13 protein-coding genes are annotated in these 16,312 nt (G+C 72.0%); 9 read left to right on the top strand and 4 right to left on the bottom strand.

From position 1 onward, the window contains the following. Positions 1–24: 24 nt before the first annotated feature. Together EJ357_RS36195 and EJ357_RS36200 are read left to right on the top strand one after the other, a co-directional pair. Positions 25–900: an ABC transporter permease gene (locus EJ357_RS36195; RefSeq protein WP_126395885.1), complete on the top strand. Its 876-nt coding sequence runs from the start codon at positions 25–27 to the stop codon at positions 898–900. Between the two features lie 37 nt (positions 901–937). Continuing rightward, positions 938–1,687 (top strand): ABC transporter ATP-binding protein, encoded by a 750-nt coding sequence (locus EJ357_RS36200; protein WP_126395886.1) that lies wholly within the window; start codon positions 938–940, stop codon positions 1,685–1,687. A 4-nt stretch (positions 1,688–1,691) separates the two neighbouring features. Here the strand turns inward: EJ357_RS36200 and EJ357_RS36205 are convergent, their stop codons facing one another. Beyond that, complete coding sequence (locus EJ357_RS36205) at positions 1,692–2,945, bottom strand: endonuclease/exonuclease/phosphatase family protein (protein ID WP_126395887.1); 1,254 nt, start codon at positions 2,943–2,945, stop codon at positions 1,692–1,694. A 179-nt stretch (positions 2,946–3,124) separates the two neighbouring features. Here EJ357_RS36205 and cyc2 point away from each other — a divergent pair, with 179 nt between their 5' ends. Then, positions 3,125–5,284, top strand: coding sequence for a germacradienol/geosmin synthase Cyc2 (gene cyc2 / locus EJ357_RS36210; RefSeq protein WP_126395888.1), 2,160 nt, complete (start codon positions 3,125–3,127; stop codon positions 5,282–5,284). On the opposite strand, the gene EJ357_RS36215 is transcribed toward cyc2, so the two are convergent. Beyond that, the gene (locus EJ357_RS36215) at positions 5,277–6,800 is read right to left on the bottom strand and encodes a hypothetical protein (RefSeq protein WP_126395889.1); all 1,524 of its coding nucleotides are present in this window, start codon (positions 6,798–6,800) and stop codon (positions 5,277–5,279) included. The two genes, cyc2 and EJ357_RS36215, sit on opposite strands and share 8 nt — an antisense overlap. Before the next feature lie 164 nt (positions 6,801–6,964). On the opposite strand from EJ357_RS36215, the gene phsA reads away from it, so the two are divergent. Then, positions 6,965–8,851, top strand: coding sequence for an O-aminophenol oxidase PhsA (phsA, locus tag EJ357_RS36220; protein ID WP_126395890.1), 1,887 nt, complete (start codon positions 6,965–6,967; stop codon positions 8,849–8,851). Between the two features lie 37 nt (positions 8,852–8,888). On the opposite strand, the gene EJ357_RS36225 is transcribed toward phsA, so the two are convergent. Next, positions 8,889–9,623 carry a CTP synthase C-terminal region-related (seleno)protein gene (locus EJ357_RS36225; protein WP_126395891.1) on the bottom strand — a complete coding sequence of 245 codons (735 nt, stop codon included), beginning with the start codon at positions 9,621–9,623 and terminating at the stop codon, positions 8,889–8,891. Positions 9,624–9,717: 94 nt separating this feature from the next. Here EJ357_RS36225 and EJ357_RS36230 point away from each other — a divergent pair, with 94 nt between their 5' ends. From EJ357_RS36230 to EJ357_RS36250, 5 genes are all read left to right on the top strand, one after another. After that, positions 9,718–10,584, top strand: coding sequence for a LysR family transcriptional regulator (locus tag EJ357_RS36230; protein WP_126395892.1), 867 nt, complete (start codon positions 9,718–9,720; stop codon positions 10,582–10,584). 173 nt (positions 10,585–10,757) lie between these two features. Then, the gene (locus EJ357_RS36235) at positions 10,758–11,357 is read left to right on the top strand and encodes a PDZ domain-containing protein (RefSeq protein ID WP_126395893.1); all 600 of its coding nucleotides are present in this window, start codon (positions 10,758–10,760) and stop codon (positions 11,355–11,357) included. Between the two features lie 71 nt (positions 11,358–11,428). Continuing rightward, a complete protein-coding gene (locus EJ357_RS36240; RefSeq protein ID WP_126395894.1) occupies positions 11,429–12,049 on the top strand; it encodes a LysE family translocator in 621 nt (206 codons plus the stop codon). Positions 12,050–12,169: 120 nt separating this feature from the next. Continuing rightward, positions 12,170–13,297: an aminopeptidase P family protein gene (locus tag EJ357_RS36245; RefSeq protein WP_126395895.1), complete on the top strand. Its 1,128-nt coding sequence runs from the start codon at positions 12,170–12,172 to the stop codon at positions 13,295–13,297. A 61-nt stretch (positions 13,298–13,358) separates the two neighbouring features. Continuing rightward, positions 13,359–14,321: a phosphotransferase family protein gene (locus EJ357_RS36250; RefSeq protein ID WP_126395896.1), complete on the top strand. Its 963-nt coding sequence runs from the start codon at positions 13,359–13,361 to the stop codon at positions 14,319–14,321. A gap of 81 nt (positions 14,322–14,402) precedes the next feature. Here the strand turns inward: EJ357_RS36250 and treZ are convergent, their stop codons facing one another. After that, entirely contained in the window at positions 14,403–16,148 is a 1,746-nt protein-coding gene (gene treZ, locus EJ357_RS36255; protein WP_126395897.1) for a malto-oligosyltrehalose trehalohydrolase, read from the bottom strand. Positions 16,149–16,312 lie beyond the last annotated feature (164 nt).

Here is a 16,312-nt window from a genome sequence, read left to right on the forward strand (position 1 = left end):
GCGCCGTGCCGTGAGGAGCGCTGAATGAAGCAGCCTGGCGGCGGCGCATCCCGATCCACCCGATCCGCCCGATCCGCCGGATCCGCGTCCGTTCCGCGCCGTCCCCGCGCCCCCGCCGTCGTACGCCACGCCCTCCTCCGCTGGATCGTCCTCGCGCTCGCCGTGGCCGTCTGGCAGTTGGTCGCCCGGGCGCACGGGAGTGTCTACTTCCCGCCGCCCGCCGAGATCGCGCGCCATGCCCACGCCCTGTGGTTCTCGGGCCCCGCCCGGCACGTCTTCCTCACCGATGCCGCCGTCGCCGACATCCTGCCCAGCCTCGGCCGGATGACCGCCGGGTTCGCGCTCGCCGCGGTCGTCGGCATCGCACTCGGCGTCGCGGTCGGCCGCTCGCGACGCGCGTACGCCCTCTGCAACCCCGTCCTGCAGTTCGCCCGCGCCGTCCCGCCGCCCGCCCTGGTCCCCGTCTTCGTCGTGATCTTCGACTTCGGTACGCCGATGCAGATCGCGTCGATCGTCTTCAGCGCCGTCTGGCCGGTGCTGATCAACACCGCGGAAGGCGCCCGCGACACCGACCCGCTCCGTCTCGAGGTCGCGGCGGTCCTCCGCCTCACCCCGGCCGAACGGCTCGGCTTCCTCGTCCTGCCCTCGGCGCTGCCCCGCATCTTCGCCGGTCTCCGTCTGAGCCTCTCGCTCTCCCTCATCCTCATGGTGTTCTCGGAGCTGCTGCCGGGCACCGCGAACGGCATCGGCTTCACGCTCACCGACGCCCAGTCCCGCTCCGACCTGCTCACCGTCTGGGCGGCACTGGTCCTGCTCGGCGCCCTCGGCTACCTCCTCAACACCGGCCTGCTGGCCGTCGAGAAACGGCTCGTCGGCAGAGGGAGGACCCCAACCGTATGACCCGAACGCCCCCAACCACCTCCGTCCAGGGACAGCCATGCTCCGCCTAGACACGGTCGGCCAGCACTACGGCGACCACCAGGTACTGCACGACATCACCCTCACCGTGCCGGGCGGCCAACTCCTGTGCGTCGTGGGCCCGTCCGGCTGCGGGAAGTCCACGTTGCTGCGCACCGTCGCGGGCCTGCTGCCGGCGTACGACGGCACGATCACGCTGGACGGCGCACCCGTGCGGGGCGTCCCCGACAACCTGGCCGTCGTCTTCCAGGACTACGCCCGCTCCCTCTACCCCTGGCTCACGGTCCGCGAGAACGTGGCGCTGCCGCTGCGCCGCAGGGGCCTGCCGAGAGCGGAACGCCGGGCCGAGGCCGACCGCATCCTGGCCCAGGTCGGCCTCACCGACACCGCCCGCCGCCATCCCTGGCAGCTCTCGGGCGGCATGCAGCAACGGGTGGCGATCGCCCGCGCCCTGGTCTGCCGCCCCTCCCTGCTCCTCATGGACGAACCCTTCGGCTCCCTGGACGCCCAGACCCGCGAGGACCTGGAGGACCTCCTTCTGGAGGTCCACCGCACGGACGGCGTGACGATCGTCTTCGTCACCCACGACATCGACGAGAGCGTGTACCTGGGCGACCGCGTCGTCGTCCTCTCCCAGGGGCCCGGCGCCAAGGTCGTCCTGGACCTCCCGGTCGAACTCCCCGGCAGCCGGGACCAGATCACCACCCGGGGCCTGGCTGAGTTCGTCGCGCTGAGGTCGGAGGTGGGGCGGGCGGTGCGCAAACGGTAGGCCGTCAGCCCAGGCGCACGTCCTGCCACACCAGCCGGTGGTCGGACGTCGGCACCGTCTTCCCGTCCCCGACCAGGCGGTACAGGGGGTCGTCGGACGTCGGCCAGAAGACGCCGTTCGCGCCCGGTATCAGGCCCTTGGACGGAAGGACGTAGTCGACGCGCAGGTTCCCGGGGGCGGTGTCGCCGAAGTCGGAGGTGTCGTACGCCGGGTTGCCGGTGTGCGAGGCGTTGGCACCGCCCTGGAGCCTCGCGGCCTCCACGCCGCCCGCGCTGGACGGCGGGTTGGCCGGGAGGTTCACCGCGGGATGGTCGAGCAGCTGCCGGATGGCGTGGTCGAAGCTGTCGCCGTCGTACGGGTCGGCGTTGTTGTCACCGGCGATCACGAACCGCGCCCCGGGCCGCAGTCCGCCGTACACGCCCTTGTCGTCGTAGAGGTAGGAGCTGCGCCGGCGCCCGCCGATGTAGTCGGCCCAGAGCCGGATCTCGTCGTGGTTGCGCCGTCCGTTGCGGTCCTCGGTGCCGTCGAAGGTGGGCGGCGTCGGGTGCGAGACCAGGAAGTGCACGGTGGAGTGCCCGATGCGCACCGGCACGTCCCAGTGGCTCTTCGACGACAGCCGCAGGATCGCGCGCGCCTCGTCGCTGTAGTAGCCCGGGGGCATGATGTGGCCCGGCATGTCCCTCCACAGGAAGCGCTGGAAGGTGCGCACCGCGCGCGTGTCGATCGGGTACTTCGACAGGACGACCATGCCGTACTGCCCCGGGAACCAGCCGTAGCCGAAGGCGTCCTGCCCGTACGCGTCCGAACCGGGCGTCGTGACGGCGCCGTTCCTCCCGTCGAGGTCCACCCCGGTGGCGACGCCCGTGTTCACCGGGCCGGTGAAGTGGTACGGGTAGCGGACCGGCTTGGCCCCGTTGTGGCCGACGGACAGGTAGTTGCGCAGGAACAGGCGGACGGCTCTGCCCTGCTCGTCGTAGTCGAACTCGTTGATCAGCACGATGTCCGGGTCGACCCGCTGGATGGTCTCGGCGGCGTTGCGCGCCTGGGCGTTGTCCGGCGTGGACAGGTCGGTGATCAGCGCGCCCTGGGCGGAGCGGTTCAGGGAGGCGTTGAAGGTGGCGAACCGTACGGACCGGCTGCCGTGCCGCTCGGCCGCCGTGGCCGGGAACGCCGCGGTCGTGGCCAGCGCCGCCCCGGCGAGGGAGGCCAGCGCGGTGCGGCGGGAGAGAGACCGGGAGAGAGATGCGGTGTGGTTCATCGCGACTCCGGGGAGGGAGGGGGACACGGGGGACACATGAAGCTCGAAAAGTCTGCGCGCGTAGAGATGAACGCCACAAGGCCCGGCGAGAACTCCCGGATTCACCCGCGATTCACGCGATGGTGTGATCATGTGCCGCGCCGCGGATGCCTGTTGGGACGCGGGGGTAGGGCCGGGCCATGACGCAGCAGCCCTTCGAACTCCCGCACTTCTACATGCCGTATCCCGCGCGGCTCAACCCACATGTCGACGAGGCGCGTGCCCATTCGACCGAGTGGGCGCGCGAGATGGGCATGCTGGAGGGATCCGGGGTCTGGGAGCAGGCGGACCTCGACGCGCACGACTACGGACTGCTCTGCGCCTACACCCACCCCGAGTGCGAAGCCGACGCCCTCTCCCTCATCACCGACTGGTACGTGTGGGTCTTCTTCTTCGACGACCACTTCCTGGAGATCTTCAAGCGCACCCAGGACCGCGCCGGCGGCAAGGCCTATCTGGACCGGCTCCCGCTGTTCATGCCGATGGACCTGTCGACCCCGATGCCCGAGCCGCAGAACCCGGTCGAGGCGGGCCTCGCCGACCTGTGGACGCGTACGGTGCCGGCGATGTCGGTCGACTGGCGCCGCCGGTTCGCGGTCGCCACCGAGCACCTCCTCAACGAGTCCCTGTGGGAGCTGTCCAACATCAACGAGGGCCGCGTCGCCAACCCCGTCGAGTACATCGAGATGCGCCGCAAGGTGGGCGGCGCCCCCTGGTCGTCGGGCCTGGTGGAGTACGCGACGGCCGAAGTCCCGGCGTCCGTCGCCGAGTCGAGGCCGCTCAGGGTCCTGATGGAGACGTTCTCCGACGCCGTGCACCTGCGCAACGACCTGTTCTCCTACCAGCGGGAGGTCGAGGACGAGGGCGAACTCAGCAACGGCGTCCTGGTGCTGGAGAAGTTCTTCGGCTGCACCACCCAGGAAGCCGCCGACACCGTCAACGACGTCCTCACCTCCCGGCTCCACCAGTTCGAGCACACCGCCCTCACCGAAGTCCCCGCCGTGGCGTTGGAGAAGCGGCTCACCCCGCAGGAGGTCGCGGCGGTCGCGGCGTACACCCAGGGGCTGCAGGACTGGCAGTCCGGGGGCCATGAGTGGCACCTGCGCTCCAGCCGGTACATGAACGAGCACGCCGTGTCCACCGCCCCCTGGCGGGGCCTGACCGGCCCCGGAACCTCAGCCGCCGACATCGGAGCGCTGCTCGCCTCGGCGGGTGCGGAACGCCTGCGCGCCTACACGCATGTGCCGTTCCAGAAGGTCGGCCCGTCGCGACTGCCCGACTTCTACATGCCGTTCCAGGTGGAGCTCAGCCCGCATCTGAACGACGCTCGCCCGCGCCTGACCGAGTGGATGCACCGCATGGGCATGCTCCAGGAGGGTGTCTGGGACGAGGACAAGCTCGCCGCCTACGATCTCGCGCTGTGCTCGGCGGGCCTCGACCCGGACGCGACACCAGAGGCCCTCGACCTCAGCGCACAGTGGCTGGCCTGGGGCACCTACGGCGACGACTACTACCCCCTCGTCTTCGGCAACCGCCGCGACCTGGCCGCCGCGCGGCTCACCACCCAGCGACTGTCGGACTGCATGCCCCTCGACGGTGAGCCGGTGACCGTCGCCGTCAACGGCATGGAACGCGGCCTGATCGACCTGTGGGCGCGTACGACGGCGGACATGACACCCGACCAGCGACGCACCTTCAAGGACTCGGTGGACGTCATGACCGAGAGCTGGGTGTGGGAGCTGTCCAACCAGCTCCAGAACCGCGTCCCCGACCCCGTCGACTACCTGGAGATGCGCCGCGCCACCTTCGGCGCCGACCTCACCCTCAGCCTGTGCCGGATGGGCCACGGGCCCGCCATCCCGCCGGAGGTGTACCGCAGCGGGCCCGTGCGCGCGCTGGAGAACGCCGCTGTCGACTACGCCTGCCTCATCAACGACGTCTTCTCGTACCAGAAGGAGATCGAGTACGAGGGCGAGATCCACAACGCGATCCTCGTCGTGCAGAACTTCTTCGGCATCGACTACCCCACCGCGCTGGAGGTCGTGCACGATCTGATGACCCAGCGCATGCAGCAGTTCGAGCATGTGGCCGCCCACGAACTGCCCGTCGTCTACGAGGACTTCGATCTCACGGACGAGGCTCGGGAGATCATGGGCAACTACGTGACCGACCTCCAGAACTGGCTGGCGGGCATCCTGCACTGGCATCAGCAGGTCGACCGCTACAAGGCCGAGTACCTGGCCCGCCGCGCCCACGGCTTCCTGCCGGGCCGCGCGCCTGCCGTGCCGGTCCTCAGCTGACCTCCCAAACTCGTGCCACTGCCTCCTCGGCGAGCTCTCGTACGGTCTTCGCGGCAACCTCCGGGAGCTCGCCGAGTATCGCCTCGGCGGACGTGAGGAGTGCGCGGGCCTCCTCCGGTTGGCCCGCGTCGGCCAGGGCGCGGGTCAGCCGGTAGTGCTCCTTGGCCATGAAGCGGCCGAGGCTCCCGCATCGCCAGTCACGCAGGGAGTCGTCCTCCGAGGCCGCGAGGGTTTCGCGAAGGCCGGCCAAGGTCCGTGCAGCCTGCGGTAGTTGGCCGACGGCACGCTCCAGGCGGGCCTGGTCGAGGCAGGCCAACACCCGGGCCGCCCCCTCCCGCAACGAGACGTACAGGCGCTGGGCGCGCAGTGCCTGGATGCGGTCGCCGAGCCCCTCGAAGTCGTGCGCCAGCGCGCGAAGCGGTGCGGTGGTCAACTCCCGCGGTGCGTCGGGCCGCCGGAGTCTGCTTTGATCCATGACGATCTCGTCGAGACGTCGGATCAGCGCAACCCTGGCGAGCTCGGTCATGCCCTGGTTGCGGGCTAGTTCGGTCCATGTGCCCACCGGTTCGTCCGCGGGATCCGTACCGAACGCCGACTCGTCGAGCTCCTTCGCCCACTCCCGTAACGCGTCCCCGCTCGCCCCGGGTTCGGGCATTCCCCCGAGCCCGCACCAGGTGTCGTAGGTCGTCTCGCGCACCTCGTACAGCAGGGGCAGGTCCGTCACATCCCCACGCAACCCCACCAGTACGGCCGCGAGCCGCAGTTCGTCCGTCATCGAGGACTCCGCCTCATGCCGCAGCAGATGCCGCAGCAACTCCAGGTCGCCCTCGGCCCGGTCGAACTGCGCGGCTCGCAGGGCGAGTCGACGCCGTACCGGATCCTCGGCCACCGCGGCCCAGGCCGCGCGGTCACCCGCCCGCAGCAGCGCGAGGTCGGCGCGGCCCGCCGCGAGTACCGGCTCCCACAGCGGAGGACCCGGCGGCCCGAGCAGCTCGTACGCGCACCCCTCGTCGGCGTTGAGCAGCACGAAGTCGGGCTCGGTGCGCAGGAGTGCGGCATGCAGCATGCCCACGAGCTCGACGGGGGAGCGCTCCGGGAAGCCCAGCGCGGCGCGGAGTTCGGCCCGCTCCTCGTCGATGCCGTGGTACTCGCGGATCTCCTCCTCGGTCTCCGCGACGCACGCCAGGATCCTCTCCGCACCGTCGTCCGGCGACAGGCGTGTGTAGTCGTGCCAGCCGGGCAGGCCGATCGTGATCTCGAGCGCCTCGTCGACACCGGAGCCGATGATCCCGGCGCTGCCCTCCGAGTCGGCGTACAGCACCGAGCCGTCCGCGCACACGAAATACGTACCGCCCGTGTCGTCCCCCGCCACCGACTCCAGCTGCCCGCCCGAGGCGAGGCGGACCTCCTCGACATGGCCGTCAGCGGCGCGGGCCAGGTCGAAGTTGAAGGGGAAGGCGGCCAGTTCGGCCAGGCGTGGGTTCTGCCGGAGCAGCCGCAGCGCGTGATCGGTCATGTCACAGAACGTAACAGCCGCCACTGACAACGGACTTCCGGCCTCCGAATGCCGTTTCCGAAACTTTCCGTACGGAACGGGATATTCCGGGAACTTCGGCGGTGCGCCGCGAGTCTTCTGGGGTGAGGGGAACAGACGACGAGAACACACGGGGGTGTTCGACCTTGACCGACATCATCGAGAGGTTCACGGACAGCGACGCGAAGAACGAAGCGGGGGAGCGGTCGCTCGACACCGGTGAACTCACGCCGTACGTGGCCCCGCTGCCCGTCCCGCCCGTCCTGCGCCCGGCCTCCGACGACGTCCTGCGTGAGACCGAGATCGCGCTGCGCCCGACCTGGGTCCGCCTGCACCCGCAGCTGCCGCCGACCCTGATGTGGGGGTACGACGGCCAGGTGCCGGGCCCGACCATCGAGGTGCGGCGCGGACAGCGGGTGCGCATCGCGTGGACCAACCGCATTCCCAAGGACGGCGAGTACCCGGTGACCTCGGTGGAGGTGCCGCTGCGCACGGACGGCCGCCCGCAGTCCACCACCGAGCCCGGCCGCGACGGCGTGGAACCCGACAAGGACGTGGCCGCCCTGCCCGCCTGGTCGGTGACCCATCTGCACGGCGCCCAGACGGGCGGCGGCAACGACGGCTGGGCGGACAACGCGGTCGGCTTCGGTGACGCCCAGCTGTCCGAGTATCCGAACGACCACCAGGCGGTGCAGTGGTGGTACCACGACCACGCCATGAACATCACGCGGTGGAACGTGATGACGGGCCTGTACGGCACCTACCTCGTCCGTGACGACGAGGAGGACGCCCTCCATCTCCCCCGCGGGGACCGGGAGATCCCGCTGCTGCTGGCCGACCGCAACCTCGACACCGACGAGGACGGCCGTCTCAACGGCCGGCTGCTGCACAAGACGGTGATCGTCCAGGCGAAGAACCCGGAGACGGGCAAGCCGGTCTCCATCCCGTTCACCGGCCCGTACACCACCGTCAACGGCCGCATCTGGCCCCACGCCGAGGTGGACGCCGCCTGGTACCGCTTCCGGCTGGTCAACGCGTCCAACGCGCGTATCTACAACCTCGTCCTGGTCGACGAGGACGACAACCCGGTCCCGGGCATCGTGCACCAGATCGGCAGCGACGGCGGACTCCTGCCGCGTCCGGTGCCGATCGACTTCGACGGCGCGCTGCCCACGCTCAGCGCGGCGCCGGCCGAGCGCTTCGATCTGCTCGTCGACTTCCACGCTCTCGCGGGCCGCACGCTCCGCCTGGTCAACAAGGGCCGCAACCAGCCGCCCGGTGTACCCGACCCGGCGGGCGACGTGCGCTTTCCGGCGGTCATGGAGTTCAGGATCCGGGAGAACTGCGAGACGGACACCTTCGAGCTGCCCGAGGTGCTCTCCGGTTCCTTCCGGCGGCTCACGCACGACATCGAGCACGGGCACCGGCTGATCGTGCTCACCCCGCCCGCCACGAAGGGCGCCGGCGGTCACCCGGAGATCTGGGAGATGGCGGAGGTCGAGCACCCGGGCGACGTCCAGGTACCCACCGAGGGCGTCATCCAGGTCACCGGCCCGGACGGGAGGACCAGGACATACCGGCGCACGGCCCGGACGTTCAACGACGGCCTCGGCTTCACCATCGCCGAGGGCAGCCACGAGCAGTGGAGCTTCCTCAACCTGGCGCCCATCATCCACCCCATGCACATCCACCTGGCCGACTTCCAACTGCTCGGCAGGGACGCCTACGACGTCTCGGGCTTCGACCCGGCGGTGGGCGGCACCCGCGGCCCGATCCGGTTCGACGCCGGCACGTCGATCCCGCTCGCACCCAACGAGCTGGGACACAAGGACGTCTTCCAGGTGCCCGGCAACCAGATGCTGCGCGTGATGGGGAAGTTCGACGGCGCGTACGGCCGGTTCATGTACCACTGCCACCTGCTAGAGCACGAGGACATGGGCATGATGCGGCCCTTCGTCGTCATGCCCGCGGAGGCGCTGAAGTTCGACCACGGCGGCGGGCACGGCGGTCACGGGGAGGGGCACACGGGCTGACGTACGCGCGCGTGGCGTGTGCCGTGCCGGGGATGCGTCACGCGCGCGTGACGGCCTTGCGCGCCGCGTGCTCGACCGCGGCTCGCGCCAGCGCCCGGACGACCGGGTGCGGGCGCGAGCCGTCACCGGACAGCTCCGGCTGGAAGAGCGTGGCCAGGAAGAAGGGGTGGCCGGGCAGTTCGGCGACCCGGACGTGGCCGTCCTCGTCGTGCCCGGAGAAGCGCAGCCCGTGCGCGCCGAGGGTGTCGAGGTGGCGGGTGGGGCCGTAGGCACAGAAGTACCGTTCGACGGTTCGCTCCGATCCGATCACCGACTGGGCGAGCGAGCCGGGCTCGATCCGGACCACCGCCTCATGACCGACCAGCGAGCAGGCCAGGGGTTCGATGAGGAAGTCGTCGGCGTCGGGGTCGTTCTCGGCGTGCGCGGCACGGGTCAGTCCGCACACGGCACGGGCGTACTCGAGGAGTGCGTGCTGGAAGCCGCCGCACGTGCCGAGGAACGGGATGCCCTCCTCGCGCGCGGCGCGGATCGCGGACAGCACCCCCGCCTCGCTGAGGTACGGGCTGCCCGGCAGCACCCACACGGCGTCGAAGCCGCGCACCGCGTCGTCGTCCGCCGCGTCCTGCGAAGGGATCCAGTAGGCGTCGAGGACGAGCCGGTCGCGTTCGGCGAGGGCGTCCAGCAGAAGCGGCACGCGCGTGTGCGAGGCGACATTGGGGGAGCGGTCCCCGATCAGGGCGAGCTTGGCCGTCCGAGCGGCGGTGTGTGTCATGAGCTCATCCTGGGCGCGGCCCCGAGTTCACGTCCAACGATGATTTCTGCATGCTCGATAAGCGAGGCTGATGTCGTAGGGGATGCTGTCGGACATGGACCCGCACCTGCTGCGCACGTACGTCACCGTCGCCCGCCTCGCCTCGTTCTCCGAGGCAGCGCGCGAGCTGGGCTACACCCAGTCGGCGGTCTCCCAGCACATCGCCGCGCTCGAACAGGACCTCGGCGCCCCGCTGCTCACCCGCCGCCCCGTCGCGCCCACTGCGGCGGGCGCACGGCTGCTGGAACACGCGGACCCGCTGCTGCTGCGCCTGGACGCGGCCCGCGCGGACGTCGTACGCATCGCGTCCGCACCCGCTCACGGCCTGACCCTCGCGGCCTCGTCGACCGCGCTCGGACCACGCGTCCTCGCCGCGCTCCCGGCCTCCGGGGTGACCCTGCGCGTGCTTGCCCGCGACCAGATCCCCGCGGCGGTCGCCACCGGCACGGCGGACCTCGGCCTGGTGGACGGCCTGGCCGCCCCGAGCGACCCGCTGCCCCTGCCCGACGTGGCACCGCTGACCACGCACGGCGTGGGCGAGGAGCCCGTCCGCGTCCTCCTGCCCGACACCCATCCGCTAGCCCGGCGCACGGCCCTGCGCCTCGCCGACCTGGCCGACGCCCGCTGGCTCGACGCCCCCGACGCAGGCCTGCCGCTCGCCCACCTCCGCGCCGCGAACGGCGGCCACGGCTTCCGGTCCGCCCTGCGCTACGAGGGCACCGACGTCCGCGCCCTCACCGCGCTCGCCGCCGCCGGTCACGGCCTGACCCTGCTGCCGCGCCCGGCGTCCGACGGCGTGCCCGGCACGGTCGCCGTACCCGTCACGGAACCTCGGGTCGTGCACCGGACGGAACTGGTGCACGCGGGGACGCTCGGGGGAGCAGCGGCGGGGCTCGCGCGGGCGCTGGCCGAACGGGAGTGAGACGGGGCCAGCTCGCCGCCCACCTACCCGGCCACCTTCCCTGACGTCCCGTTTCCGTCGGGACGTCCATGGCTTCCTGGGTGGCTTCCCGTTCTTGACCACCGGTCAGTCTCACTCGATCGTGGCTCGTTGTGCGCCGGTGCGCAGGGTAGTCACCAGGCGGAGGCGATCCGATGGAACAGACTGTGTTGCGACCGAAGCCCATGCCAGGTCAGGGGCCCGGCGACGGCGACAGGCCGGACCCCGGCGCACGGCGCCCGCACGCCGCGCCCCCTCGACGCGGCCGACGGCTCACGACCCTGCTGGTCGCGCTGCTGGCCGGGCTGGTCCTGCTCCTGTCCGGAGTCGGACTCGGCACGATGGGGGCCACGGTGATCGCTATGAGCAGACTCGCCGAGCTGCGGCACCAGGCGGAGCGGGGCGCCCCCGGAAGCCCGGCCACCTCCGCACCGCCCGGTTCCTCGGCCCGGCCGTCCCCGCCGTCGCCCGCCGCACCGGCTCCCGCCGCCGTCGCGATCCTCGGCGTGCAGGTCGTGGACGCCAAGAAGCCGGGTGCCCTGGTCGTCGGTGTGCACGTGCCCGGTCCCGGATACGCGGCCGGCCTGGTCAGAGGCGACGTGGTCCTCGCGTTCGACAGGACCCGCGTCGACTCGGCCGCCGACCTGGCGCGAGCCGTCGCCGGGGCCCGCCCGGGCCGCGAGGCCGTCCTGACCGTGCGCCACCGCAGCGGCGGTTACCAGCAGCTGAGGGTGGTCCCGGGCGTCGTCACCTGACCGCCCCGCACTCCCGGTCGAGGACGCGAAAACCACTCGCCACGCCCCGTCGACAGGGCCACGATGGCCCCATGCCGACCAGCCTCATCGCCTTCCTGGGGGCCTGTACCCTCGTCGCCGCCTCGCCCGGGCCAAGCACCGTGCTGATCATCAAGCAGTCCCTGCACAGCAGGCGCTCCGGATTCCTGACCGTGCTCGGCAACGAGACCGGTGTCTTCATCTGGGGCGTCGTCGCCGCGTTCGGCCTGACCGCGCTGCTGACCGCCTCCGAGGTGGCGTACGACGTGATGCGGATCGTCGGCGCGGTGGTGCTCGTCGGCTTCGGCGTCCAGGCGCTGCGGGAGGCACGCCGTACCAAGGAGGCGCCGGAGGTCGCATGGGAGGGCGGCGGCCGGAGCGGCTGGGCCTCCTACCGCGGCGGGCTGCTGCTCAACCTCGCCAACCCCAAGGCGGCCGTCTTCGCCCTGTCCTTCCTCCCGCAGTTCGTACCGGAAGGGGCCCCGCACCTGCCGACCATGGTCGGGCTCGCCGCGCTGTGGGCGGTCTACGAGGTGGGCTACTACGGCCTGTACGTGTGGTTCGTCGGCCGGATGAAGACCCTGCTGTCCCGCGCGGGCGTGCGCCGGCGCCTGGAACAGGTCTCCGGGGGCGTGCTGCTGCTCCTCGGCGTCCGTATGGCACTGGACACCTGACCCCATGCCCGGCAGGCCCCCCGGCGAGCCGTCCGAAAGCTCCGCCGATCGGCTCGCGCCACCCCCTCCGTACGGGCAGGATGCTGCCCGTAGTCCTTTCACGCGCCCAGGGAGGCCCGGATGACCGGCACCGCACCCGCGCCCTTCACCGCCGACGACTACAGGGCCCGCATGGCACGTGCCGCGCGGACGGCCGCGGACGCCGGGCTGGCCGCTCTCCTGGTGGCACCCGGTCCCGACATGGTGTGGCTCACCGGCTACGCGCCCCCCGCGGAGACCGAGCGGCTCACCCTGCTGGTCCTCGTCCCCGGCCGGGACCCCGTCCTCGTCGTCCCCGCCCTGGAGGCCCCGGACGCGGCCAAGGCCGTCGGCGCGCCCGGCCTGGCCCTGCGCGGCTGGACCGACGGCCAGGACCCCTACGCCGCCACCGCCTCCCTCCTGGACGCCGGCGGCCGGTTCGGCATCAGCGACAACGCTTGGGCGATGCATCTGCTGGCGCTCCAGAAGGAGCTGCCCGGCACCTCGTACGCCTCCCTGACCGACGCCCTGCCGATGCTGCGGGCCGTCAAGGACGCCGCCGAGCTGGAGCTCTTGGCGGCCGCGGGTGCGGCCGCAGACGCAACGTTCGAGGAGATCCGGAAGGTTCCCTTCGCAGGCCGCCGCGAGTCCGAGGTCGCGGCCGACATCGCCCACCTGCTGCGGCGCTTCGGCCACTCCCAGGTCGACTTCACCATCGTCGCCTCCGGTCCCAACGGCGCCAACCCGCACCACGAGGTCGGCGACCGCGTGATCGAACGCGGCGACATGGTCGTCCTCGACTTCGGCGGCCTGAAGAACGGCTACGGCTCCGACACCTCCCGCACCGTCCACGTCGGCGAACCCACCGACGAGGAGCGCCGGGTCCACGACCTGGTGCGCGCGGCCCAAGAGGCGGGTTTCAGCGCCGTACGGCCCGGAGCCGCCTGCCAGGAGGTCGACCGGGCCGCCCGCGCGGTCATCGAGGACGCCGGCTACGGCGACTACTTCATCCACCGCACCGGGCACGGCATCGGCGTCACCACGCACGAACCGCCGTACATGATCGAGGGCGAGGAGCAGCCCCTGGTGCCCGGCATGTGCTTCTCCGTGGAGCCCGGCGTCTACCTGCCCGGCCGCTTCGGAGTGCGCATCGAGGACATCGTGACGGTCACCGAGGACGGCGGCCGGCGCCTCAACGACACCACCCGCGAGATGGTCATAGTGGACTGAGCCGGCGACCCGTCCCGGAGCAAGGAGCCCCCGTAGACCCCCGAGCGACAACGGCGCGACCATGACCCAGGCACCGACACCCACCGCGGACACCGTCCGCCGACTGGTCCGTTCCCTGCTCAAGGACAACGTGGCCGACTCGGCCGGACCCGAGGTCCGGCCCGTCGAAGCGGGCGCCGAACCCGCCACCTGGTGGGTCGGCACCCGCCATGTGCTGCGCCTCGCCCCCGACCGGGAGGCCGCCGTCCGCCAGCGCCGCGAACTGCGCCTGCGCGACCTCGTCCGCCCGCACGTCCCGGTGGCGGTCCCGACGAGCGTCGCGTACGGAGAATGGGCGCCCGGGCTGACCTACACCCTGGACAACAAGGTGCCCGGCGGGGCGGGCGCCCAGCACGACGTGTCCGCGGTCGGCGAGGCCGATCTGGCCGGGCTGCTCACGGGGCTGCGAGAGGTCCCCGTACGGCAGGCCGAGACGCTCGGCGTGCCGCGTGCCGTGCCGCGCTCCCTGGAGACCATGCGGCGCGCCGCCGAACCCGCCGCAGCGCGCCTCGCCGCCGCCGACGAGTTCGACGCCGCCCGCCTGCGTCAGCTCACCCAGCCCGCCGCCGTCCAACTCGCGGCCCAGCCCGGCACCGCGGTCCTCGTCCACCACGCCCTCACCGGCGACCACCTCGTCGTCAGCGCCGACGGCAGGGTGCGCGGCGTCCTCGGCTGGGCCGACACGGTCCTCGGCGACCCCGCCGAGGACATCGCCGGTCTCGCCCTCGCCGTCGGCTCCCCGGCCGCGGTGCGCGCCGCCACCCTGGCCGGCTACGGCGCCCGCCCCTGCCTGCGCGGCCTCTGGCTCGCCCGCTGCGACGCCGTCGTCCACCTCGCGGGGCGCCTCGACGGCAAGGGCGAGACACCACTGCCGCTGCTGAGGACACAGCTCCGCCACGCATGGGAGGCGATCCTGCTGGAGCGCGTGACGGAGCTGAGGGAGGGCGGGGAGGACCGGGAGGAGGACGCGGACGAGGAGCTCTGACAGCTCCCCGGCCGGCGCGGCGACAGCTCGACGGCGGACTCCCCGGTCAGCCCGGCAACAGCGCGATGCCGGACTCCCGGGTCATCCCTGCAACAGCACCACGCCCGACTCCCCGGGCACATGCAGCACCCCGTCCGCGCCCGGCGCCTCCACGGGCTCCCACGCGGCCAGTACGGCCGCCTTGCGGGGGCCCAGCGGGATCGCCGCGGGTTCCTTGGCGAGGTTGACGGCCACCCGTACGTCGCCGCGGCGGAAGGCGAGCCAGCGCTGCTGCTCGTCAAAGGCCACCTTGGTGTCGGCGAGGTCGGGATCCGTGAGGTCGGGCTGCTCGTGCCGCAGGGCGATGAGGCGGCGGTACCAGGCCAGTACGCGCGCGTGGGGCTCGCTGTCGAGTTCGGACCAGTCGAGGCAGGAGCGGTCCCGGGTCGCCGGGTCCTGCGGGTCGGGCACGTCCTCCTCCGCCCAGCCGTGCGCCGCGAACTCCCGCCGTCTGCCCCGCCGTACGGCGTCGGCGAGCTCCGGGTCGGTGTGGTCGGTGAAGAACTGCCAGGGCGTGCCCGCCGCCCACTCCTCGCCCATGAACAGCATCGGCGTGAACGGGGCGGTCAGCGTCAGCGTGGCCGCGCAGGCCAACAGGCCGGGGGAGAGGGAGGCGGCCAGGCGGTCGCCCTGGGCCCGGTTGCCGACCTGGTCGTGGGTCTGGCTGTAGCCGAGGAGGCGGTGCGCCGCCACGCGCGTGCGGTCCAGGGGACGCCCGTGGTGCCGGCCGCGGAAGCTGGAGTACGTGCCGTCATGGAAGTAGCCGTCGGTGAGGGTCTTGGCGAGGCCCGCCATGGGAGCGCGGGCGAAGTCGGCGTAGTAGCCCTGGGACTCGCCGGTCAGCGCGGTGTGCAGGGTGTGGTGGAAGTCGTCGTTCCACTGGGCGTGCAGACCGAGGCCGCCCGCCTCGCGCGCCGTGATGAGCCGAGGGTCGTTGAGATCGGACTCGGCGATCAGATACAGCGGCCGGGCGAGTTCGGCCGAGAGGGTGTCGACGGCCGTCGAAAGTTCCTCCAGGAAGTGGCACGCGCGCGTGTCCACCAGGGCGTGCACCGCGTCCAGCCGCAGCCCGTCGATCCGGTAGTCCCGCAGCCAGGCCAGTGAGCTCTCCACGAGATACGCACGGACCTCGTCCGAGCCGGGCGCGTCCAGGTTGACGGCGGCGCCCCAGGGCGTCTGATGCGTGTCCGTGAGGTAGGGCCCAAAGGCGGGCAGATAGTTCCCGGACGGGCCGAAGTGGTTGTGCACGACGTCGAGTACCACTCCCAGGCCCAGCTCGTGCGCCCGGTCGACGAAGCGTTTCAGCGCCTCGGGGCCGCCGTAGGGCTCGTGCACGGCCCACAGGGAGACGCCCTCGTAGCCCCAGCCGTGCCGCCCGGGAAAGGGGCTCAGGGGCATCAACTGGACGTGTGTGACCCCCAGTTCGGCGAGATGCCCGAGCCGCTCGGCCGCCGCGTCCAGCGTGCCCTCGCGCGTGTACGTGCCCACGTGCAGCTCGTACAGCACCGCGCCGGGCAGCGGACGCCCGCCCCACTCGCCGCGCCACGCGTACTGCGCGTGGTCGACGACCGCGCTCAGCCCGTCCGGGCCGTCCGGCTGCCGGCGGGAGCGCGGGTCGGGCAGTACGGGGCCGTCGTCGAGTGCGAAGCCGTACCGCGTGCCGTCCCGCGCCTCCGCCTCCCCCCACCACCATCCCGCGCGATCGGGATCGCGCCCCAACGCGCGCGTGGCGCCCTCGCAATGGAGTGTCACTCGGTCGGCCTGCGGTGCCCACACCTCGAACTGCACGGACGGTTCCCCTTCGTCTGCTCACCGTGATGTAGCCCGTCCATGGTGCTTCAAACGAGATCAATCCGCTTTTGAATCTTCCCTTTTGCGGCGGGTGTCGTGACCGGTCCCGTCGGACACGCGCGCGTGGCCGCCGTTTCCGCGTTTTCTGGACACCGGGGGTT

The sequence above is a fragment of the Streptomyces cyaneochromogenes genome (genome assembly GCF_003963535.1).
Taxonomy (GTDB): domain Bacteria; phylum Actinomycetota; class Actinomycetes; order Streptomycetales; family Streptomycetaceae; genus Streptomyces; species Streptomyces shaanxiensis.